16 protein-coding genes, 1 tRNA gene and 1 pseudogene are annotated in these 20,722 nt (G+C 63.7%); 9 read left to right on the top strand and 9 right to left on the bottom strand.

The features are described 5' to 3' along the window. A pseudogene (locus GTK01_RS18495) lies at nt 1-120 on the top strand (IS5/IS1182 family transposase); the annotation flags it as partial. Here the strand turns inward: GTK01_RS18495 and GTK01_RS18490 are convergent. The 5 genes from GTK01_RS18490 to gpt all read right to left on the bottom strand — a co-directional run bounded on the left by GTK01_RS18490 (nt 70) and on the right by gpt (nt 7,930). Next, nucleotides 70-540 carry a hypothetical protein gene (locus tag GTK01_RS18490; RefSeq protein WP_252928837.1) on the bottom strand — a complete coding sequence of 157 codons (471 nt, stop codon included), beginning with the start codon at nt 538-540 and terminating at the stop codon, nt 70-72. The pseudogene GTK01_RS18495 and the gene GTK01_RS18490 sit on opposite strands and share 51 nt — an antisense overlap. 233 nt (nt 541-773) lie before the next feature. After that, nucleotides 774-4,544, bottom strand: coding sequence for a vitamin B12-dependent ribonucleotide reductase (locus GTK01_RS18485; protein WP_252928835.1), 3,771 nt, complete (start codon nt 4,542-4,544; stop codon nt 774-776). Between the two features lie 561 nt (nt 4,545-5,105). After that, a complete protein-coding gene (locus tag GTK01_RS18480) occupies nt 5,106-6,698 on the bottom strand; it encodes an inorganic phosphate transporter (protein ID WP_252928833.1) in 1,593 nt (530 codons plus the stop codon). Between the two features lie 77 nt (nt 6,699-6,775). After that, on the bottom strand, nt 6,776-7,267 hold the full coding sequence (locus GTK01_RS18475; protein WP_252928831.1) for an NUDIX hydrolase: 492 nt from the start codon (nt 7,265-7,267) through the stop codon (nt 6,776-6,778). A gap of 165 nt (nt 7,268-7,432) precedes the next feature. Then, nucleotides 7,433-7,930, bottom strand: a complete 498-nt coding sequence (gene gpt, locus GTK01_RS18470; RefSeq protein ID WP_252928829.1) for a xanthine phosphoribosyltransferase — start codon at nt 7,928-7,930, stop codon at nt 7,433-7,435. Nucleotides 7,931-8,103: 173 nt separating this feature from the next. On the opposite strand from gpt, the gene GTK01_RS18465 reads away from it, so the two are divergent. Both GTK01_RS18465 and GTK01_RS18460 read left to right on the top strand, forming a co-directional pair. Then, the gene (locus tag GTK01_RS18465) at nt 8,104-8,784 is read left to right on the top strand and encodes a methyltransferase domain-containing protein (protein WP_252928827.1); all 681 of its coding nucleotides are present in this window, start codon (nt 8,104-8,106) and stop codon (nt 8,782-8,784) included. Then, the gene (locus GTK01_RS18460) at nt 8,781-9,818 is read left to right on the top strand and encodes a phosphatidylglycerol lysyltransferase domain-containing protein (protein WP_252928825.1); all 1,038 of its coding nucleotides are present in this window, start codon (nt 8,781-8,783) and stop codon (nt 9,816-9,818) included. The genes GTK01_RS18465 and GTK01_RS18460 overlap by 4 nt, the downstream gene beginning before the upstream one ends. Nucleotides 9,819-9,878: 60 nt before the next feature. On the opposite strand, the gene GTK01_RS18455 is transcribed toward GTK01_RS18460, so the two are convergent. Together GTK01_RS18455 and GTK01_RS18450 are read right to left on the bottom strand one after the other, a co-directional pair. Beyond that, a complete protein-coding gene (locus GTK01_RS18455; RefSeq protein WP_252928823.1) occupies nt 9,879-10,715 on the bottom strand; it encodes a universal stress protein in 837 nt (278 codons plus the stop codon). Nucleotides 10,716-10,780: 65 nt separating this feature from the next. Then, complete coding sequence (locus GTK01_RS18450) at nt 10,781-11,521, bottom strand: competence/damage-inducible protein A (RefSeq protein ID WP_252928813.1); 741 nt, start codon at nt 11,519-11,521, stop codon at nt 10,781-10,783. Nucleotides 11,522-11,678: 157 nt separating this feature from the next. On the opposite strand from GTK01_RS18450, the gene wrbA reads away from it, so the two are divergent. Then, a complete protein-coding gene (gene wrbA / locus GTK01_RS18445; RefSeq protein ID WP_252928812.1) occupies nt 11,679-12,278 on the top strand; it encodes an NAD(P)H:quinone oxidoreductase in 600 nt (199 codons plus the stop codon). 110 nt (nt 12,279-12,388) lie between these two features. Next, nucleotides 12,389-13,408 carry an alpha/beta fold hydrolase gene (locus GTK01_RS18440; protein ID WP_252928810.1) on the top strand — a complete coding sequence of 340 codons (1,020 nt, stop codon included), beginning with the start codon at nt 12,389-12,391 and terminating at the stop codon, nt 13,406-13,408. A gap of 129 nt (nt 13,409-13,537) precedes the next feature. Here GTK01_RS18440 and GTK01_RS18435 read toward each other — a convergent pair whose 3' ends face one another. Beyond that, nucleotides 13,538-13,705 (bottom strand): hypothetical protein, encoded by a 168-nt coding sequence (locus GTK01_RS18435; protein WP_252928808.1) that lies wholly within the window; start codon nt 13,703-13,705, stop codon nt 13,538-13,540. A 107-nt stretch (nt 13,706-13,812) separates the two neighbouring features. Here GTK01_RS18435 and GTK01_RS18430 point away from each other — a divergent pair. The 4 genes from GTK01_RS18430 (at nt 13,813) to ade (ending at nt 19,139) form a co-directional block, all read left to right on the top strand. Then, nucleotides 13,813-13,897, top strand: a tRNA-Leu gene (locus GTK01_RS18430). A gap of 94 nt (nt 13,898-13,991) precedes the next feature. Beyond that, nucleotides 13,992-14,972: a TAXI family TRAP transporter solute-binding subunit gene (locus tag GTK01_RS18425; protein ID WP_252928806.1), complete on the top strand. Its 981-nt coding sequence runs from the start codon at nt 13,992-13,994 to the stop codon at nt 14,970-14,972. A gap of 86 nt (nt 14,973-15,058) precedes the next feature. After that, a complete protein-coding gene (locus GTK01_RS18420; RefSeq protein ID WP_252928804.1) occupies nt 15,059-17,227 on the top strand; it encodes a TRAP transporter permease in 2,169 nt (722 codons plus the stop codon). A gap of 91 nt (nt 17,228-17,318) precedes the next feature. Further along, nucleotides 17,319-19,139 carry an adenine deaminase gene (gene ade, locus GTK01_RS18415; RefSeq protein ID WP_252928803.1) on the top strand — a complete coding sequence of 607 codons (1,821 nt, stop codon included), beginning with the start codon at nt 17,319-17,321 and terminating at the stop codon, nt 19,137-19,139. Here ade and GTK01_RS18410 read toward each other — a convergent pair. After that, on the bottom strand, nt 19,136-20,644 hold the full coding sequence (locus GTK01_RS18410; protein ID WP_256483964.1) for a TrkH family potassium uptake protein: 1,509 nt from the start codon (nt 20,642-20,644) through the stop codon (nt 19,136-19,138). The two genes, ade and GTK01_RS18410, sit on opposite strands and share 4 nt — an antisense overlap. Nucleotides 20,645-20,722: the final 78 nt, after the last annotated feature.

Below are 20,722 nucleotides of genomic sequence, written 5' to 3'. Positions count from 1 at the left end.
ATGTTCGCTCGCCTTAAGGACTGGCGGCGCATCCACACAAGGTACGAACGATGCGCTCACACCTTCTTGTCAGCAATCGCTTTCGCGGCAGTCTTCATCTTCTGGATCAATGAGTCCTGACCCTAGCTTGCTCGCGTTCGGCCAAGCCGTCGGACGGTTCGCGATGCGATCGTCGCAGGCCGTGAACTTATCACCCGGGTGCGCTAGCGCTTTCTTTGTGAAAGTGTGGATTGTCGACTGGTCGGCGGTCAGCCCTCGTTCGTAAGCGACGAGCGATAGAATTCCGAATGGGAACGTAAGGTACGCGATCTGGTCGGCCTTCTTGCCGTCCATCGACAGGCGGTAGGCAAGTCCGCGAGGCTTCTGCGCTTCGATCAGTTCGTTAAACGTTTGCTTAAAGAAATTCGCCATTTCGGGCTTTGTCTGGTCGACGTCGAACCGATGGCGGTCATGCGCAACGTAGCGCGGATTGGCCCTCGTTCCATTCATCATGCAGAAGTGCAACTCGCCCTTTTGAAGGTTGAAACCAAGGATCGCCATCAACCTGCCTTCCATCAAGTGACATCGGCTTTGCCCGCCGGATGCAGTTCTGAATCAAAAGGCCCAGGCAGATCGGAGCCCGCCCGGGCCTTCGGTCGTAAAAATGTACGTAAGCGGCTCAATCCCCGCAGGACTCGGTGTGAAAACTTCTTTCGAGGCCTCCACAACCTACGGCACATCCAAAGGGCCCCGACGAGATCATATCATGCGCACACAATACAATCTCGATCAGCTTACGAGCACCCGCTCGTTGCCCCGCATGTATCGCACTTCTCGCACGTGCCGTTCCGCACCATCGTGAAGTTCTGGCACTCGGTGCACATGTTGCCGGTGTAGCCCTGCATGATGGACTTGGCGCGGCGTTGGGCGGCGAGGGCCTTGGCTTCGGTGGCTTCGTCCGCAGCGGCGTCGGTGAAGAGGGTGCTGGCGGTGTCTTCGGCGATTTCCTCGGCGAGCTCGGCCGCGCGTTCCTCATAGTCGCGCTTGAAGGCGGTGGCGCCTTCGGTCTTGAGGGCGATGGCGGTGTTGCCCGAGGAGATCGAGCGGACGTTGGAGCCGTAGGACGCCGTTGCCGGACGGGCAGGGGCGGCAGTGCTCGCGGCCGCGCCCTTGGGCTCAGACGAGCCGGAGACGACCTTCAGGGGGGAGGCGCCGCGGGTCAAGCCGCGCGAGAACGGCGTGGCCTTGCCTTCGGAGATGCCCTTGCCGAGCGCGGTGTTGGAAAAGTCCGACTGGTCGACATGGGCAAGGTCGTTGCGCGCCAGATAGGAGACGGCCAGCTCGCGGAAGACGTAGTCGAGGATCGACGTCGCGTTCTTGATCGCGTCGTTGCCCTGGACCATGCCGGCCGGCTCGAACTTGGTGAAGGTGAATGCCTCCACATATTCCTCCAGCGGCACGCCATATTGCAGGCCGATCGAGATCGCGATGGCGAAGTTATTCATCATCGCGCGGAAGGCGGCGCCTTCCTTGTGCATGTCGATGAAGATCTCGCCGAGGCGGCCATCGTCGAACTCGCCGGTGCGCAGATAGACCTTGTGCCCGCCGACGACCGCCTTCTGGGTGTAGCCCTTGCGGCGGTTCGGCAGCTTGTCGCGCAGCGAGCGGACTTCGCGCTCGACGATCTTCTCGACGATGCGCTCGGTGACGATCTGCGCCTGCTGCGCCGTCGGGGCGGCGACCAGCTCCTCGATCAGGTCGTCGGCGTCGTCCTCGTCGTCTGCCAGGAGCGAGGCGTTGAGCGGCTGGGAGAGCTTGGAGCCGTCGCGGTAGAGCGCGTTGGCCTTGAGCGCCAGCTTCCACGACAGCATGTAGGCTTCCTTGCAGTCCTCCACCGTCGCGTCGTTGGGCATGTTGATGGTCTTGGAGATCGCGCCGGAAATGAACGGCTGGGCGGCCGCCATCATGCGGATGTGGCTTTCCACCGACAGGTAGCGCTTGCCGATCTTGCCGCAGGGATTGGCGCAATCGAAGACGGGCAGGTGCTCGTCCTTGAGGAAGGGTGCGCCTTCCAGCGTCATCGCCCCGCAGACATGGATGTTCGCGGCCTCGATGTCCTTCTTCGAGAAGCCGAGCGCGGGCAGGAGCTCGAACGAGAAGTCGGAAAGCTGATCGTCGGTGAAGCCGAAGGTCTCCTTCAGCCAGTCGGCGCCAAGCGTCCACTGATTGAAGATGAACTTGATGTCGAAGGCCTGTGCCGTGGCGGCATTGAGCGCGGCGATCTTCTCGTCGGTGAAGCCCTTGGCCTTGAGCGAGCCGGGATTGACGCCAGGCGCCTGGTTCAGGTTGCCGTGGCCTACCGCATAGGCCTCGATCTCGGCGATCTGGCTTTCCGAATAGCCGAGCGTGCGCAGGGCTTCCGGCACGGCGCGGTTGATGATCTTGAAGTAGCCGCCGCCGGCGAGCTTCTTGAACTTGACCAGCGCGAAATCGGGCTCGATGCCGGTCGTGTCGCAATCCATGACGAGGCCGATCGTGCCGGTGGGCGCGATGACGGAGACCTGCGCGTTGCGGTAGCCATGCTTTTCGCCGAGCGCGAGCGCGTTGTCCCAGGCGAGGCGCGCGTGGTCGATCAGGTCGGCATGCGGGCAATCGGCCGCTTCCAGCGGAACCGGATTGACCGACAGGCCCTCATAGCCATCGACCTTGCCATGGGCGGCGCGGCGGTGGTTGCGGATGACGCGCAGCATGTTGTCGGCGTTGCGCGGATAGTCCGGGAAGGTTCCGAGCTCGCCGGCCATCTCGGCAGAGGTCGCGTAGGAGACGCCCGTCATGATCGCGGTCAGCGCGCCGCCGATGGCGCGGCCTTCCTTTGAGTCGTATGGGATGCCGGCAGTCATCAAGAGGCCGCCGATATTGGCATAGCCAAGGCCAAGCGTGCGGTATTCATAGGACAGCCGCGCGATCTCCTTCGACGGGAACTGCGCCATCATCACCGAAATTTCGAGGACGATGGTCCACAGGCGCACCGTGTGCTCGTAAGCTGCGATGTCGATCGAGCCGTCCTGGTTGCGGTACGGCAGGAGGTTGATCGAGGCGAGGTTGCAGGCCGTGTCGTCGAGGAACATGTATTCCGAGCACGGATTCGAGGCGCGGATCGGGCCCGCGGCCGGCGAGGTGTGCCAGTCGTTCATCGTGGAGTTGAAGTGCAGGCCCGGATCGGCGGACGCCCAGGCGGCGTGGCCGATCTTTTCCCAAAGATCGCGCGCCTTCAAGGTCTTCATCACCTTGCCGTCCTTGCGGGCGGTCAGGTTCCAGTCGCCGTCATTCTCGACCGCGCGCAGGAAGTCGTCCTTCAAGGAGACGGAATTGTTGGAGTTCTGGCCCGAGACGGTGAGATAGGCCTCCGAATCCCAGTCCGTGTCGTAGGTCTTGAACTCGATCGAGGTGTAGCCCTGGCGCGCGAACTGGATGACGCGCTTGACGTAGTTCTCCGGCACGAAGTTCTTCTTCGCCGCCTTGATCTCGCGCTTCAGCGCTGGGTTCTTCGCCGGATCGTAGCAGTCGCCATTGTCCGCCTCGCAGTTGACGCAGGCCTTCATGATGGCCGCGAGATGCTGCTTGACGATCTTGGAGCCGGTGACGAGCGAGGCGACCTTCTGCTCCTCCTTCACCTTCCAGTCGATATATTCCTCGATGTCCGGGTGGTCGACGTCGACGACGACCATCTTGGCGGCGCGGCGGGTGGTGCCGCCCGACTTGATGGCGCCGGCGGCGCGGTCGCCGATCTTGAGGAAGGACATCAGGCCAGACGAGCGGCCGCCGCCCGACAGCTTTTCGCCTTCGCCGCGCAGGTAGGAGAAGTTCGAGCCGGTGCCCGAACCGTATTTGAACAGGCGCGCCTCACGGACCCACAGATCCATGATGCCGCCCTCGTTGACGAGGTCGTCCTCGACGCCCTGGATGAAGCAGGCATGCGGCTGCGGGTGCTCGTAGGAGGACTTCGACTTCACCAGCTTGGCCGTGAAGGGGTCGACGTAATAGTGACCTTGGCCGGGGCCGTCGATGCCGTAGGCCCAGTGCAGGCCGGTGTTGAACCATTGCGGCGAATTCGGCGCGACGCGCTGGGTGGCGAGCATGTAGGCGAGCTCGTCGCGGAAGGCCGAGGCATCTTCCTCGGAGGCGAAATAGCCGCCCTTCCAGCCCCAATAGGTCCAGGTGCCGGCGAGGCGGTCGAAGACCTGGCGGGCGTCGGTCTCGGAGCCGTACCGCTCGGATTCGGGAAGGTCGGCGAGGGCGCCTTCGTCGGCGACGGAGCGCCAGAGGAAGGACGGGACGTCATTTTCCTCGACTCGCTTCAGCCGCGCGGGCACGCCGGCCTTGCGGAAATATTTCTGCGCGAGGATGTCGCTGGCGACCTGGGAGAACTGCGCCGGCACGTCGATGTCGGCCAGGCGGAACACGATGGAGCCGTCCGGGTTCTTGATTTCGCTGACCGCCTTGCGGAACTCGACTTCCGCATAGGCCGACTGGCCGGGCTTGGTGAAGCGACGTTCGATACGCATCGTGTGTTGTCCCATCGTCTATATGTTGTGGTTCTGCGCCGCCGCGGGGCGATTGCCGCAAGAACCCGATTTCCGCATCCGGCCGGCGCCGCGCGCGCCAAAGCCTGTTCCCTCGAAAACGCTTGAAAATCCTACGCTTGGCCGATCCTCGTCGCGGGCTTCATGCCCGCTTTGCGAACCGGCGGGATCAGCCCCGTGCCCCGATCCCGAAAACCAGAACCCAACTCTATCTTGGGTCACTCTAGTGCCGCAACACTAAATATAGTGTTTAAGGTCAAAAATTCCGAACCCTGAACGCAGAAAATTTGCACGCCAAAGTCAGCTCGGCGCGGCGCCTCGATGCACCGTTCCGACCCCTATCCGTCCAACTACAGGAAAGCCCCGACCCCGAAGAAACCCGCCTCGCTGCAACTCAAAAGAGCGCATGGGGATCATAACAACGCGACTCGGGCGGGAGCGTCAAGGGATCGTTTACGATCGTTAGCCGACCGCTAGATATTGTGGAGACCGGTGTGGATAACGGGGAGAAGCGTCAACCGTGCTTGGCTGTGCTTTCCCGGTTCACGCCAGCGCGTTCAAGGCGAGGAAGATGAGACCCGACAGGAGCGCGGCGGCGGGGACGGTCGTGACCCAGGCGGCGACGATGGTCGAGACGTGGGCGCGGCGCACAAGGCGTCGGCGCTTGGCTTCCTCGGTCGAGATCGGCGCGGCGTCAAGGTCGCGATCGGCATCGGCGCTGCCATTGCCATTGCCATTGCCGTTGAAGGGGTTCGAGGCTTCGCTCGCCTGGTCCTCGGCGAGCTGGCCGCGAGCGGCGCGGTGAAGCGCGTTCTTGCGCTCCATGTAGCGGCGGCGACGCGGCGAGTTGGCGGTGTACCATTCGCGGAAGAAGCCGACGCCGAAGACCGCGCCGACGGCGATGTGGGTGGAACTGACCGGCAGGCCGAACCAGGAGGCGACGATGACCGTGATGGCAGCCGACAGCGAGACACAGAACGCGCGCATCGGGTTGAGCTTGGTGATCTGCTCGCCAACCATGCGGATGAGCTTGGGGCCGAAGAGGATGAGACCGAGCGAGATACCGAACGCGCCGATGACCATGACCCAAAGCGGAATGGTGACCGATGAGGCGACCGCGCCTGCTTCAGCGGTATAGACGATCGCAGCCAGCGGGCCGACGGCATTCGCCACGTCATTTGCGCCGTGGGCGAATGAGAGGAGGGCGGCCGAGCAGATCAGCGGGATGTTGAAGAGCTTGCGCAGCGACTGGTTGCGGTTTTCCATGCCTGCGGACTGGCGGCGCACGTGAATGCGGGACCAGAACCAGGCGAGGATCGCCGAACCGATGCCGATCAGAATCAGGTGAAGGCCGGAAAAGTCGACGAGACGGCCGAGGCCCTTGGTCGACAGATAGGTCGCGAAGGCGCCGGCCATGATGCCGACGAGGACCGGCACCCAGCGGCGGGCCGCGGCGATCTTGTCCTCGCGGTAGATGATCGCTTCCTTGATGAAGGCGAGGAACATGGCGGCGACGGCGCCGCCGAGAAGTGGCGAGATGACCCAGCTTGCGGCAATGCCGCCCATCATCGGCCAGTTGACTGCGGACATGCCGGCGGCCGCGATGCCGGCGCCCATGACGCCGCCGACGACGGAATGTGTCGTCGAGACGGGCGCGCCGATCCAGGTGGCGAGGTTGATCCAGAGCGCCGACGAGATCAGCGCCGCCATCATGGCGCGAATGAAGAATTCGGGACTGCCGACCGAGGAAATGTCGATGATGCCGCGCGAGATGGTGTTGACGACGTCGCCGCCGCCAATGAGCGCGCCAGCGCTTTCGAAAATCGCGGCGATCGCGATCGCGCCGCCCATGGTGAGCGCCTTGGCGCCGACGGCGGGGCCGACATTGTTGGCGACGTCGTTGGCGCCGATGTTGAGCGCCATGTAGCCACCGAGGACAGCGGCGACGACGATCAGTACCGCGCGCGGCTCGTCAAAGACATACAGTGCCGCAAAGACCGCGCTCATCGCCAGGAAGAGCAGAGACAGGCCGGGCGCGACGAGGCCGCGCGCGACTACGGTGGTCGCTTCCTCGACATGGACGAGCTTGTCCAGATCCTTGTCGAGCGTTTCCTTGCGTATCGTCGTATCGGCCATCGTCAATCCAGAACTCTTGCGGCGCCGGGAATGATCCCCGTTAGCCGGCTAGCCCATATGACGAAGAAATGCGACCGTCAGGCGGCAGATTTTCGGGGATGAGTACCGAAGCTGGCGATGAGTTCGGCAAGGTCCGGCTCGTTGACGAGGCGTGCGGCATCCTGAGCGGGGAACCAGCGCCGGCGGCGTTTTTTCTTCTCACGCCACTTGTCGGCCACGTCCTTGACCTCGAGCGGGTAGACGAGAACCTCGCAACGCCACTCGCGGCCGCGCGCCAAATGCTTGGCGTAGTAGAAGCGGCCAAGCGCATCCTGCGCGATCTCGCCAGCAACGCCGGCCTCCTCGTCCGCCTCGCGCGCTGCGGCATGCCACAACGCTTCCTCGCCCTCGGGCCAGCCCTTCGGAATGACCCAGCGGCCTGTCCCGCGGCTGGTGATCAACATCACCTCATAGCCATCGTCACCCTTGCGAAAGGGCAGGGCGGCAACTTGCGTACGGCAGGGCAAACCGCCGATCAGCCGACGAAGCCGTTCGGCAACATGCGCGCGTGTCTGGCGGGTGAGGAACATGGTGATGTTTCGAGTCCGATTCGTTTGCCAACTCAAGGAGTATCCTCCTCAAGTCGAGAGTTTCAAAGCCTTTTTGCCTTGGGGATTGCATAAAAATGGGCGTTCTTGCGCGAAAATGCAAGCTCCGCGCAAGTTTCGACCGGTTTCGGTTCGCTTTCGGTTCGTTCAGCCGAGATGGCCTTCGGCGATCGGCTTTTGATAGGTGAACCCCAGATCCCAAGGGAAATAGATCCACGTATCCTGCGACACTTCCGTTACGAAAGTGTCGACGAGCGGTCGGCCCTTCGGCTTGGCGTAGATGGTGGCGAAATGGGCCTTCGGCATCATCGCGCGCACGATGGCGGCGGTCTTGCCGGTGTCGGTCAGGTCGTCGATGATGAGGACGTCCTTGCCTTCGTGCTCGAGCAGCGCCGGGTTGATCTCCTTCAGGACCTTCAGTTCGCCCTGCTCGGTGTAGTCATGGTAGGAGGCGACGCAGACCGTCTCGATCAGGCGCACGCCGAGTTCGCGCGAGATGACGGCGGCGGGCACCAGACCGCCGCGCGTAATGCACACGATTGCGCGCCAGTTGCCGTTGATGCCGGAAAGGCGCCAGGCGAGCGCGCGGGAATCGCGATGGAACTGATCCCAGGAAACGGGAAAGGCTTTCTCGGGCAGGGACATTTTGCAAGGCACTCCGGAGCGCGGGGCAGGAAATTGGCGGAATGCGCGCGGAATTAGACGTATTCAGCGACACTTGGCAAGCATTTTGCCGCACAAGCGCCTGGCGGTTGTGCCAGTTCACCTGCCCGCGATAGAAGGCTCTCCATAGCGACCCGCGAAAGGCAGTCACACGCGTGCATCCACCCATCGCCGAAAAGAAGGTCAAGAGCCGCAATTACGACGCCGTGGCGGGCATCTACGAGATGCTGGCCAATCTTTATTCCTTCGGGCTGATCCGGCGCGCCAAGCTGGCAGAACTCGACCATCTCAAGCCCGGGGACCGGGTGCTCTATCTGGGAGCAGGTTCGGGTGAGGATGCGGTGGCCGCGGCGCGCATGGGCGCACAGGTCACGGCGATCGACCTTTCCGTACGCATGATCGACCGGCTGCGCCGGCGCATGGCGCGCAAGAGGCTGGAGGCGGAACTGATCGCCGGCGACGCGCTGGCGCTCGCGCCCGACCCGCTCTTCGATGCTGTATGCGGAAACTACTTCTTCAATGTCTTCGGGCCGGACGACATGCCGGTCGTCCTGGCCAGGGCCGCGACCTATGTGCGGCCAGGCGGACATCTGATGATCGCCGACATGGCGCCGCCCTCGGGGCTGCTTGGCCCGCTTGCCTGGCTCTATCTCAAATTCGGGCTCAGCTTCTTCTGGTTGCTCGGGCTCGCCTCCCAACACCCGATCTACGATTACCGGCCCGCCCTTCAGCGGCTCGGGTTCCGGCAGGTCGCGCTGCACGACCACCGCCTGTTCGGCATCGGCCCCGCGCTCTATCGCACGCTCGTCTTCGTCAGACCGGAGATTTCGGCATGAGCCGCAAGCTGATCGACCGCCTTCTCGAACGTAAGCTCGCCCACCTGCCCGAAGCGCCGCTGAGTGAAGCGGAGCGCCTGGAACTCGTGTCGCGATACGGCGATTTTTCGCTCGCCTATTCGGCGGCGGTGCAAAAGGGCCTTTGCCACTTTGGCGACGCGCATGGCTATATCGCGCATTCGGCCAAGATGGGATCGCTGATCGCGCTCGGCGATCCGGTCTGCGCGACGCAGGACCGAGCGCGGCTGCTCGACGCTTTCGTGGACGCGGCCAGGACGCCGGTCTTTGCGGAGATATGCCGCGCGACGGCGCAGCATCTCGCCGGGCGCGGCTACAAGGTTGCCATGATGGGCATCGACAGCGCGCTCGACCTTCAGACCTACGACTTTTCCGGCAAGCGCAAGGAAACGGTGCGCTATTCGGAACGCTGGCTCGAAAAGAAAGGCTATCGCCTCGCCGAGGCGGAGGAAGTGGAGGGCGCGGATGCGATGATCCGCGACCTTTCGGAGCGCTGGCGTGCCTCGCGCATCGTGAAGAAACGCGAGATGGAATTCCTCAACCGACCGCTGCCAGAGGCGGGGGGGCCGATGATGCGTCGCTTCGTTCTGATCGAGCCGGACGGGCGCGTCGGCTGCCTTCTCTATTTCGACCCGATCTGCCGTGACGGCGCGGTCATCGGCTATCTGACCGCCTTCAAGCGCAAGCTGCCGGACACGACGTCCCATGCCGAGATCGGGCTGACCAAGCGCGCCGCCGACATCTTCAAGGCGGAGGGGAAAGAGGTTCTGATGCTCGGCCTGTCGCCGCTCTGCGACGTCGAGCCGAGCGGCTTTGCCGAGAGCGCGGCGTTCCGCACGATGCTGCAGCGGCTATATCGGTCCGGCGCGGTCAATCGCAAGGTGTTCAACCTTGCCGGCCATGCCGCGTTCAAGCGGCGGTTCCACGGCCGCGAGGAACCGCGCTATCTCGCCTGGAATGCCGGTTCGCCCTTCGCGCATTTCATTGCGCTCATGCGGCTGTCCAAAGCCTTCTGAAGGCAATGTCGGGCATCGGACGAACCAGAAAACCGGAACGCATCTTTCGGTTCGATGCCCTCAACGCGACATGAAGGTCGCCGTAGGCATGGAATCCAGCACTGTCTTCGTCACGCCGCCGAAGAAGAATTCCTTCAGCTTCGACTGGCTGTAGGCGCCAGTGACGAGGAGATCGGCGCCGAGTTCGACGGCGCGGTTCTGGATCGCCTCGCCATGGGTCAGCTCCGACTTGTGCTGGCTCTGGACGGTGACGCGGACGCCATGGCGCGACAGGGCCGCTGCGATCTGGCCGCCGGCCGTCATCGATGCATGGCCGCCATAGCGGTCCGGATCGACGGTGAACACCTCGACCTGGCGAGCTGCCGTGAGGAAGGGCAGGGCGTCGAAGACCGCACGGGTGGATTCGCGCGTGCCGTTCCAGCCGACGAGGATCGTTTCGAAGCGCGTGTTGACGGGCATGGCGTAAGGCACGAAGAGCACCGGTCGGCCGGTCTGAAGCAGCAGCGCGTCGACATTGGTGCCGGACAGGTGGGATGACGGATCGCGCTGCTGCACGACGATGAGGTCGACGGCGCGGGCGCTTTCCAGCGAGGAAATCGCGCTGTCGCCCGAAAAGCTCTCCAGCGCGCGCCATTCGGCCGAAACCCCCGAGCGCGACATCTGGTCATCGAACATGCGACGCATCGCTTCGGAGCGTTCCTTGTTGGTCTCGCTGCTGGTGACCATGAAATCGGCGTCTGGAAAGCCCATCGGCGTCGCGTACGGGACAGGGAGCGGTTCGGCGTGGACGCCGATCACGTGGGCGGAGAAGCGTTCGGCGAGCGGAGCGATGCAGTCGAGAACGCGACGGGCGTCGGCTTCGTCCTGCAGAACGGCGAGTATCGTCTTGTAGCTCATCCAAGCCTCCCATGGTTGTATTTCAACCGACAGGCCACTCATGATGCGCCACGCCTTGATCGATATCAAGCTTTGGCTGAAAGGCCCTCGACCATTGCGCGAACTTCCGCCAGCGCCGCATCCAGCTTTGCCTGGTCTCTCGAGCGCACGACGAGCTCGGTCCAGAAGGCGCCGTCCTGGTATTTGGGGTAGGAGCCGATGATCGTGTCGGGATGTCGCTTCTGGATCTCGCCCAGCGGGCCGCCGATCGTGCCCTCGCCATGCGGGCAGTGGACCGTGCCCGACAGGAGCTTCGTGCCGCCCTTCAGCGTCGGTACGACATTGTCCAGCATCGCCTGGAAGATCGCCGGCACGCCCGCCATGACATGGACGTTGCCGATGACGAAGCCCGGTGCGATCGAGATCGGGTTGTCGATGTGGGTGGCGCCCTGCGGCATCCGCGCCATGCGCCTGCGCGCCTCGGTGAACTCCATGCCGCGCGCCGCATAATGCTCCTCGAGCATGGCGAATGCGCGCTCGTCGTAGCCGCACGGCACGGCAAAGGCGGCCGAGATGGCATCGGCGGTGATGTCGTCATGCGTCGGGCCGATGCCGCCGGTGGTGAAGACATAGGTGTATCTGGCGCGAAGCGCATTGACCGCCTCGACGATCGCCGCTTCGTCGTCGGCGACGATGCGCACTTCCGTCAGGTCGATGCCGATCGCCGTGAGAACGTCCGCCAGATGGCCGATATTGCGATCCTTGGTGCGGCCCGACAGGATCTCGTCCCCGATGACGACCATGGCGGCGGTGATGATTTCGGTCATGTCGGTCCCCATGCGTTTCGCCATCAAGTAGAGCGAACCGGGCGTTCCAGCAATCGTGTCTTTGCGGTGAACAGTCCGTGCTGCCTGTGCACGGTTGCAGCAGGAACGCGCCGCATTAGTCTTCCGCTCGCAACACTCCCAAAAGGAAGATCGATCGATGGCGAAAGTACTGGTTCTCTACTATTCGAGCTGGGGTCATATGGAACAGATGGCCATGTCAGCGGCCGAAGGCGCGCGCGAAGCGGGCGCCGAGGTAACCGTCAAGCGGGTTGCCGAAATCGTGCCGACCGAGGTCGCGAAGGCTGCGCACTACAAGCTGGACCAGGACGCACCAATCGCCGATCCGCTCGAACTGGAAAACTACGACGCCGTCATCCTCGGCATCTCCACCCGCTATGGCGCCATGTCGGCGCAGATGAAGAACTTCATCGATCAGACCGGACCGCTCTGGGCCAAAGGCGCCCTCGTCAACAAGGTGGCTTCGGTCATGTCGTCGACCGCCACGCAGCACGGCGGCGCGGAGATGGCGATCATCTCGGCGCAGGTCTCCCTCCAGCATCACGGCATGATCATCGTGCCGTTGTCCTATGCCTATCAGGGTCAGTCCGGCAACGACGTCGTGCGCGGCGGGTCGCCCTACGGCATGACGACGACCAGCGATACAGACGGATCGCGCCAGCCGTCCGCGCAGGAACTGGAAGGCGCGAAGTTCCAGGGCAAGCGCGTTGCGGAGATTACGATCAAGCTTCACGGATAGCTTGTCCGGCATCGATTTGCGGCAAGCAGGCGTTGCGAGAGCGGCGCCTGCTTTTTTCTTTGCCGTCGAGCCATGCGGGCCTTAAATGCGGCTCTGACCAGGAGAGGCGCATGAGTTTGGTTTCCCTATTGTTCTGGCTGGTCGTGGCGGCCGTTTCGATCCTGCTGCTGGTGACCGGCTATTTGATGCATGTGACGCGCCGCATTTCGCGCCAGGCCGAAAAGCTCGTTCCGGCGGCGGGCCAGCGGATCACCGTCGACGGACACGACGTTCACTACGTGGAAAGCGGGGCGGGGCGGCCGATCCTGATGATCCACGGCCTTGGCGGCCATCTCCACCACATGCGCCGGCCATTGATGGAGGCCTTCGGCGACGACTATCGGCTGATCGCGATCGACCGACCCGGCTCGGGTTATTCCACGCGCCCGCGCGGCGACGGACGCCTCTCGCAGCAGGCCGATTTCATTGCCCATCTGATCGACGCGATGCAGCTCGAGCGGCCGCTTGTCGTCGGCCATTCGCTCGGCGGTGCGATCGCGCTCGCCACGGCGCTGCGCCATCCCGACAAGATCAGCGGACTGGCGCTGATCTCTCCGCTGACGCACCATTATTCCGAGGTGCCGCCGGAGTTCGCGCCGCTGCACATTCCCAATCCGGTGTTGCGCCGGCTGATCGCCAACACGGTCGCGGTGCCCATGTCGGCGCGCAACGCGCCGCGCACGCTCGACTTCGTGTTCGGCCCGCAAAAGCCGCCGATCGATTTCGCGGTCGCGGGCGGCGCGCTCGCCGGGATGCGCCCGAGCCACATCTATGCGACCTCGACCGACCTCGTCGCGCTGCGCCACGACCTGGCGGATTTCGAGACGCGCTATGGCGAGATCGAGCTGCCGGTCGGCATCCTTTTCGGTGACAAGGACCGCGTGCTCGACTACCGCCGGCACGGGCTTTCGATGCGCGACAAGATCGACGACCTCGATCTTGAAATTGCCGAGGGCGTTGGGCACATGCCGCAGTACGTCGTGACCGGCCAGGTTGTGGCCTTCATCCGCCGGATTGCCGCGCGCGCGTTCCAGTCGTCCACACCAGCGGCTGCGAGCGGAGACGCTTCCGGGGAAACGAAACGGGCGTGACTGCCGACGGTGTTTGTGGCCAGGAATGCGGGGCCGGGCGCCGGGGGCAAGGAGCCGTTCAACGGCTCGGCGGGCGCATCGATTGATGGTCGGCGCGAGGAGGATCTCGCAGCAAGCGTGGCCGGGCCGTCAGTCCGCGCCGCGCGAGCGCTGGGTCAGGCGGATCGAGGCGGCGCGCATCTCTGTCGCATGGACCTCATCCGTCTTGCCGGCCCGCGATTGGACGCTCATGGGGGTGCCGATGCCGCATCCGGCAAGCACCAGCAAGGTCATCAGGGTCGCAATCAACTTCGTCATCGTCAAACCTCCTGCCGAACGCGTTGTCGTGGCGATAACCGAGCCGGCCTGCCGTCGCAAGCCCGGCGCTTGACGCGTGCCAACAAAGGAGGAAAGAAGCGGACGGCGCGGGCGTGGTGGAACCGGTAGACACACCGGACTTAAAATCCGGAGGCCATGGCCGTGCGGGTTCGAGTCCCGCCGCCCGCACCATTTCCCAACCTAGACTTTAGTCTTAGGCCAAATTGGTTGCCGCCCGGGTTTCAATCGTTACAACCGTAGCGACAAGGAAATCAGGGAGGAAATCATGCTGACACTCACACGTACCATCGCTTTGGCCGTTTCGGTCGCATTCGCAGGCTCCGCCGCTTATGCACAGGACGATCGCGCCGACTGGCCGAACGATCTGACGATTGGCACTGCAAGCCAGGGTGGCACCTACTTCATCTATGGCAACGGCATGGCGAGCTTCATCTCTGAAAACCTCGGCATCAACGCGTCCGGCGAAGTGACAGGCGGCCCGGTGCAGAACGTGACGCTCGTGCAGACCGGCGATCATCAGATCGGCCTCGTGACGATGGGACCGGCGCTCGAAGCGTGGAATGGCGAGAGCGAACTGGCGCCAGGCGTTGAGCATAAAGACATCCGTGCCCTGTTCCCGATGTACCAGACGCCGTTCCAGGTGGTTGTTCTGGCCAATTCTGGCATCGAATCCGTGTCCGACCTCGATGGCAAGCGCGTCGGCGTCGGCCCGGCGGGCGGCACGCCCGGCACCTACTGGCCGCGCTTCATGGAGACGCTCGGCGTCAACGCCAACGTATCCTTTGCCGGCGCCTCCGATGCAGGCGGCCAGTTGAAGGACGGGCTGATCGACGCCTTCGCGTTCGCGGCCGGCGTCCCGATCTCGGCCTTCGCCCAACTCGCCGCCGAAAACGACGTCAGGATGTTTGGGTTCAACGAGGAAGAGCTTGCGCAGATCCTGGAGGCGCATCCCGAAATGGCGGCCTTCACGATTCCTTCCGGGACCTACCAAGGCCACGACTACGATCAGCCCACCGTCGGTCTCTGGAATTTCGCCATCGCCCACAAGGACATGCCCGAAAGCCTTGCGTACGAGATCACCAAACTCGTTCTCGAGAACAACGAGCGCATGATGCAGATTCATGCCACATCGGCCGAGACGCTGACGGAGAACTGGGACAAGAACTCCTTCATGCCCTATCATCCGGGCGCCGTGCGGTATCTGGAAGAACAGGGCATCACCGTGCCCGACAACTTGAAGGACTGATCGCCTTCGCGCCTTTCACGCCCCGGTTGCGCACCCGCGCCGCCGGGGCTTTTGCCATCTGACGGGTGTCCTCGGGGAGGGGTATCATGACGCAGACGAACACGGCATCGCCAGACGCGGTCAACCTCGCCGAAGGCGTGGATATCGAGCCGCAGGGCTACAACCAGCGGCTATTCCGCGGAACCATGCACGGCCTGGTGGTTGCTGCCTGCATTGCCTACACCGTCTTCCACATCGCGGTGATGAACCTCTACCCGCTGGAGACCTGGACCTATCGTCTAATCCATGTCGCGGGCGGTCTGGCCATCGGTTTCCTGCTCTATTCCGCGCATGGCGTTACCAAGGAGGCTGCTCCTTTCAGGCGCAACCCGCTCGCCCTGGTCGTCCTTTTCGGTGCTGCTGCGGGCATCCTCTACGGCATGTTCTGCATGCTGGTCGCCTGGGGCAGCTGGTGGACGACGGGTGAAGCCGCGCCGCCCGCCTTCGCGTTCCAGACATTCGGCATCCCCCTCCTTGTCGGCACGGTACTCGCCGTCGTCCACGGCTGGTTCTTCGCCGATCCGGCCGAAGACCGGATCAACCTCGCGGACGTGCTGCTCGCGGTCGCGGCCGGCGCGGTCTGCCTCTACATCATCTACAATGCGGGCGCGCTGCGGCTTCGCGCCGGTACCGGCATGGCCCAGCCAGCCGACATGTGGGCGTCGATCGCCGGCGTTATCCTGATCCTGGAACTGACCCGGCGGCTCGCCGGACTGGCACTGGTCATCATCGCCGGCGTCTTCATCCTCTACAGTTTCGTCGGGCCATTCCTGCCGGGCTTCCTGCAGCATCGTGGCTATTCGGTCTCGCGGTTCTTCACCTATGTCTACACCGACCAGGGCATCCTCGGGCCGACGACGGCCATCTCGTCGACTTACATCATTCTGTTTGTGACATTCGCCGCCTTTCTCCAGGCCTCGAAGGTGGGCGAATATTTTGTCAATTTCGCCTTCGCAGCAGCCGGGCAGGCGCGTGGCGGACCGGCGAAGGTTGCCGTCTTTGCATCGGGCCTGATGGGTACGATCAACGGCACATCCGCAGGCAATGTCGTATCGACCGGCTCGCTGACGATCCCCCTTATGCGCAAGGTCGGCTACAGGCCGCAGACGGCCGCAGCCGTCGAAGCTGCCGCCTCCTCGGGCGGTCAGATCATGCCGCCGATCATGGGTGCCGGCGCATTCATCATGGCCGAGATCACGGGCATTCCGTATACCGAGATCGTGATCGCGGCGATCATCCCCTCGATTCTCTATTTCGCCTCGGTCTATTTCGTGGTCGATCTCGAGGCGACCAAGAAGGGCATGAAGGGCCTGCCGCGGTCGGAACTGCCACAGTTCGGCAAGCTGCTGAGGCAGGTCTACCTGTTCGTCCCGATCGTTATCCTCATCTACGCGCTGTTCGCCGGATATTCGGTCATCCGCGCCGGCACGCTGGCGATGATCGCGGCGGCCGTCGTCTCGTGGCTCACGCCCAACAAGATGGGGCCGCGGGCGATCCTCTATGCCTTCGAACTGGCCGCCAAGATGTCGCTGCAGCTCGTGGCGGTCTGCGCGGCGGCGGGCATCATCGTCGGCGTGATCGCGCTGACGGGGGTCGGCACGCGCTTCTCGGCCGTGCTTCTTGCCCTTGCCGAACAGAACCAGCTCATTGCGCTGTTCTTCGCCATGTGCGTTTCGATCATCCTTGGCATGGGCATGCCGACGACGGCGGCCTATGCGGTGGCGGCATCGGTGCTTGCGCCGGGCCTGATCCAGCTCGGCATCCAGCCGCTGGTCGCACATTTCTTCATCTTCTATTACGCGGTGATGTCGGCGATCACACCCCCGGTGGCGCTGGCCGCATATGCGGGCGCGGCGCTCGCGCGGTCGGACCCGATGAAGACCTCCGTCGAGGCCTTCAAGATCGGGCTTGCGGCCTTCGTGGTGCCGTTCATGTTCTTCTATTCGGCCGAGATGCTGATGCAGGGCGAATGGCTCGACATCCTCCACGTCTTCGTCACGGCCACGATCGGTATCTATCTCCTGTCGGCGGCGGTGATCGGCTGGTTCTTCGGGCCGTTGAACGTCGTGCTGCGCATCCTGCTGATGTTCGGGGCGCTCGCCATGATCAAGGGCGGATGGGCGTCGGACCTGATCGGGTTTGCCGTCGGCGGTGCGCTGTTCCTCTACCAGAAGCGGGTGGTGGAGCCGCGAACGCTGGCGCGCGGGGCGGATTAGGCGAAACAGTTTTCGGGTGATCGGACGGAAAGCGATCTGGCTTTCCGTCCAGCGGCTTGGCACATTCGGCTCAAATGGAGATTCAGCCGAGATGACGTCAGCCCGATTCACCCGTCCGCGCCGCAAGCCAGCCCCTTGGCATGAGATGGCAGCCACGCTTGTCGACGTGGCGACGGGGCGTAGGCCGGCAGATCTCGTCATCCGCAACGGGCGCTGGGTGAACGTTTATTCGGGCGAAATCATCGCGGGCACCGACCTTGCGATCGCCGGCGGGCGGTTCGCCTATTGCGGGCCGGATGCGAGCCACGCAATCGGCGCGGAAACGCAGGTGATCGACGCCGGCGGGCGCTACCTCGTGCCCGGCCTTTGCGACGCACACATGCATGTCGAGAGCGGCATGGTGACGGTCACCGAGTTCTGCCGCGCCGTCATCCCGCATGGCACGACATCGATGTTCATCGATCCGCACGAGATCGCCAACGTGCTCGGCCTCGACGGCGTCCGGCTGATGCATGACGAGGCGCTGGCCATGCCGGTCAACGTCCATGTCCAGATGCCGTCCTGCGTCCCTTCGGCGCCGGGGCTGGAGACGCCCGGTGCGACGCTCGACGAGAAGGACGTCGCCGAGGCGATGAGGTGGGACAACATCATCGGGCTCGGCGAGGTGATGAACTTTCCGGGCGTATCTGCGAACGATCCCAAAATGGTGGCCGAGATCGCCGAGACGATGAAGGCCGGCCGCACCGTCGGCGGGCACTATGCCTCGCCCGACCTCGGCCCCGCCTTCCACGGCTATGTCGCCGGTGGGCCGGAGGACGACCATGAAGGCACCCGCGCCGAGGACGCCATCGCCCGCGTGCGGCAGGGCATGCGCGCGATGCTGCGGCTCGGCTCGGCGTGGTACGACGTAGCCGAACAGGTCAAGGCGGTGACCGAATCCGGGCTCGACCCTCGCAATTTCATCCTGTGCACCGATGACAGCCATTCGGGCACGCTCGTCGAGGAGGGCCATATGGACCGCGTGGTCCGTCATGCGATCGAGCAGGGATTGAAGCCCGTCACCGCCATCCAGATGGCGACGCTCAACACGGCGCAGCACTTCAAGATCGAGCGCGAGATCGGTTCCATCGCACCGGGGCGGCTCGCAGACTTCCTGATCGTCTCCGACCTTGCCGCGCTCGCCATCGACCAGGTCTATGCGCATGGCAGGCTGCTTGCCGAGAAGGGCAAACTGGTCGCCGAGATCGAGCCCTATCCCTATCCGGCCAAGGCCAAGCAGACGGTGAAGCTGGGCAAGCAGCTCGCTGCAGCCGATTTCGACATCGCGGCGCCAGAGGGCGCGAATTCGGTCCGGGCGCGGGTGATCGGCGTCATCGAGAACCAGGCGCCGACACGCGCGCTCGAAATGGACATGCCGATCGAAAACGGCCTGGTCGCGATGGATGGCGCGAACGACGTCTGCCAGATCGCGGTCGTCGAGCGGCATCGGGCGACAGGCGGCGTCGTCAACGCGCTCGTCTCGGGCTTCGGCTACAAGAAGCCCTGTGCCATGGCCTCGACGGTGGCGCATGACAGCCATCACATGATCGTCGTTGGCACCAACAAGGCCGACATGGCGCTGGCGGCCAACAGGCTGGGCGAGGTCGGCGGCGGCGTGGTGCTGATCTCGGAGGGACGGGAACTGGCGCTGGTCGAACTGCCGATCGCCGGGCTTATGTCGGACGAGCGGGCCGAAATCGTCGCGCAAAAGGCCGCGAAGCTGACGGCCGCGATGCGCGACGTCGGATGCGACCTCAACAACGCCTACATGCAGCACTCGCTCCTGGCGCTGGTGGTCATTCCGGAACTGCGGATTTCAGATCAGGGGCTGGTCGACGTCAGGACGTTCCAGAAGGTGGATCTGTTCGTCTAGCGGTTCCAGAAGATCGGCGTGAAGATCACCAGAACGGCAAGGATCTCGAGGCGGCCGAGGAGCATCGCGATGGCCATGATCCATTTCGCCGGGTCCGGTATCACCGCGAAATTTCCGACCGGGCCGATGACGTCGCCAAGTCCTGGGCCGACATTGGTCAGCGCCGTCAGGGCGCCCGACATGGCGCTCATGAAGTCGAGCCCCGTGGCCGACAACAGGATCGTGATGATCAGCCAGAGAATGAAGAAGGCGGCGATGAACAGCACGACGGCGCGCTGCATCGCGTCGTCGACCGGGCGATTGCCGTAGCGCACGCTTTGCACCGTGTTGGGATAGACGAGGCGTCGCAAGCCGTTCAGGACCAGCTCGAACAGGATCAGGAACCGGTAGGCCTTGATGCCGCCGGTGGTCGAGCCTGAACAGCCGCCGAGAAACATGGCGACGAAGGCGCAGGCGAAGGCGAACGGACCCCAGGCGGTATAGTCGGAGCTCGCGTAACCGGTCGTCGTGATGATCGACATGAAGTTGAAGGCGGAATGGGTGAGCGCATCGATGAACGCGATGTCGCTCGACAGGCGCACATAGATCGTCACCGCCAGGATGAAGAGCAGGACATAGCTGGCGAAGACGCGCAGCTGCGGATCACGCAACGTTTCGAGGCGGCCACGCGTGAAAAGCAGGATGACGATGGCGAAGGGCAGTGCGCCGATGAACATGAAGACTGTCGCGATCCAAAGGACCGGCAGGTTGTCCTCGTAGAAGGCCATCGAGGAGTCATGCGTGGAAAAGCCGGCGGTCGAAATGGTCGTCAGCGCGTGATTGATGGCGTTGAAGCCGGTCATGCCCGCGGCCGCGTAGCAGATCGCGCACAGGACCGTCAGCGCGACATAGATGGCAATCAGGCTCGTCGTATAGGTCGAGAAACGCTCGAAGGGGCGGTCCGAGATGTCGGAGGATTCGATCTTGAAATAGGAAACGCCGCCGACATTCAGGAACGGCAGCACGAAAAGGCCGAGCGCGATGACGCCAAGGCCGCCGATCCATTGCAGGAGCGAGCGCCAGATCAAGATGCCGGGCGGCATGGCATCGAGCCCGACGAGCACCGTGCCGCCGGTCGTCGTAATGCCCGACACCGATTCGAACACGGCATCGGTCAGCCCGATTTCCAGTGAGGAGGCCAGGAAGGGAATGGCGCCGACGGCGCAGGTCGTCAGCCAAAGGAGGTTGACGACGAAGAAGCCGAAACGTGCCGAAAGCACCGGTGGCCGCCCTTGCGTCGCCGCAGCGACGGCCAGCGCGAGCCCGCCGGTCAAAAGCGCCGAAAAGGCGAAGACCTGCCAATCCTCGTTGCCGAAGTAAAGATCCACGCCGGCCGGGATGAACATGGCCAGGGACAGGTAGATGGCGAAGATCGCCGCGATGTGAATCGCGGTGCGAATGGCGAGATACTGCACGTCTTCCCCGACCTGACCCCTTGAAGCGGCGCGACAGTGGCTTCCGCGCATCGAATATGCAATAGCGCGGCTGACGCGCCAACAGACAAAGACCGAGAGAAGGTCCAAAGCCCTTGCACAGTGACTTCA

This window comes from Aliihoeflea sp. 40Bstr573 (assembly GCF_024105655.1).
Classification (GTDB): domain Bacteria; phylum Pseudomonadota; class Alphaproteobacteria; order Rhizobiales; family Rhizobiaceae; genus Aliihoeflea.
The sequence above is the reverse complement of the archived record's forward strand: the minus strand, read 5'-3'. Positions and strand labels throughout refer to the sequence as shown.

Bases quoted from the DNA above. Each gene is read 5' to 3' on its own strand.
- GTK01_RS18480 (WP_252928833.1), bottom strand. From the start codon at position 6,698: ATGGCCGATACGACGATACGCAAGGAAACGCTCGACAAGGATCTGGAC.
- gpt (WP_252928829.1), bottom strand. From the start codon at position 7,930: ATGTCCCTGCCCGAGAAAGCCTTTCCCGTTTCCTGGGATCAGTTCCAT.
- GTK01_RS18435 (WP_252928808.1), bottom strand. From the start codon at position 13,705: ATGACGAAGTTGATTGCGACCCTGATGACCTTGCTGGTGCTTGCCGGA.
- GTK01_RS18425 (WP_252928806.1), top strand. From the start codon at position 13,992: ATGCTGACACTCACACGTACCATCGCTTTGGCCGTTTCGGTCGCATTC.
- GTK01_RS18450 (WP_252928813.1), bottom strand. From the start codon at position 11,521: ATGACCGAAATCATCACCGCCGCCATGGTCGTCATCGGGGACGAGATC.
- GTK01_RS18420 (WP_252928804.1), top strand. From the start codon at position 15,059: ATGACGCAGACGAACACGGCATCGCCAGACGCGGTCAACCTCGCCGAA.
- wrbA (WP_252928812.1), top strand. From the start codon at position 11,679: ATGGCGAAAGTACTGGTTCTCTACTATTCGAGCTGGGGTCATATGGAA.
- GTK01_RS18490 (WP_252928837.1), bottom strand. From the start codon at position 540: ATGGCGATCCTTGGTTTCAACCTTCAAAAGGGCGAGTTGCACTTCTGC.
- GTK01_RS18410 (WP_256483964.1), bottom strand. From the start codon at position 20,644: ATGCGCGGAAGCCACTGTCGCGCCGCTTCAAGGGGTCAGGTCGGGGAA.
- ade (WP_252928803.1), top strand. From the start codon at position 17,319: ATGACGTCAGCCCGATTCACCCGTCCGCGCCGCAAGCCAGCCCCTTGG.
- GTK01_RS18460 (WP_252928825.1), top strand. From the start codon at position 8,781: ATGAGCCGCAAGCTGATCGACCGCCTTCTCGAACGTAAGCTCGCCCAC.
- GTK01_RS18475 (WP_252928831.1), bottom strand. From the start codon at position 7,267: ATGTTCCTCACCCGCCAGACACGCGCGCATGTTGCCGAACGGCTTCGT.
- GTK01_RS18440 (WP_252928810.1), top strand. From the start codon at position 12,389: ATGAGTTTGGTTTCCCTATTGTTCTGGCTGGTCGTGGCGGCCGTTTCG.
- GTK01_RS18485 (WP_252928835.1), bottom strand. From the start codon at position 4,544: ATGCGTATCGAACGTCGCTTCACCAAGCCCGGCCAGTCGGCCTATGCG.
- GTK01_RS18455 (WP_252928823.1), bottom strand. From the start codon at position 10,715: ATGAGCTACAAGACGATACTCGCCGTTCTGCAGGACGAAGCCGACGCC.